This window comes from Acinetobacter endophylla (assembly GCF_053543775.1).
In genome coordinates this window covers 1-491 of the sequence record NZ_JBLVOM010000155.1, presented here as the reverse complement: position 1 = coordinate 491, position 491 = coordinate 1, and the positions used below count along the sequence as shown (strand labels likewise).

The 491-nt window shown below is 38.3% G+C and carries 1 protein-coding gene; it reads left to right on the top strand.

Annotated elements, in window-relative coordinates:
* Window positions 1–29: 29 nt before the first annotated feature.
* Window positions 30–491, top strand: a 462-nt coding sequence (locus ACNPNW_RS06120; protein ID WP_448766727.1) for a TetR/AcrR family transcriptional regulator, incomplete at its 3' end; no start/stop codon positions are given.

The following is a 491-nucleotide window of genomic DNA, read 5'->3' as shown; positions in this document are numbered from 1 at the left end:
TAATAAATCCTTCTCAAAAGGTGATGTTAATGAATCAGACTCTTCCCTTACGTGAACGAAAAAAATATCAAACCATGACCACCATTCTTGAAGCATTCTTAAATTCTCTTGAATCCAGCACATTTGGTGAAATTCGTGTTGATGATATTTGCCATCAAGTGAGCATCTCAAAAGTTACATTCTTCAGATATTTCAACTCGAAGGAGGCCGTTCTTGACTACTTTGTCATGAGATGGTGCTACCAGAGAAGTATTGAAATTCATAGTGGAGTCTATCATGGGATCGAAGGGATTCGGCATGTTTTTAGATCTGCGACAAACATGCCGAACGCCGAGAAAATCCTGGTAGCTATTATTCATTATTACTCTAACCTTAAAGAACCACCGGTTGTTAAGGAACTCAGTGAGTATGAGCGGTATGTTATTTCGCAGAACTCCGAAGAAGGCATACATATTGAACTTTTGTCTATCGGGGAAATTTTCCATTCTTAT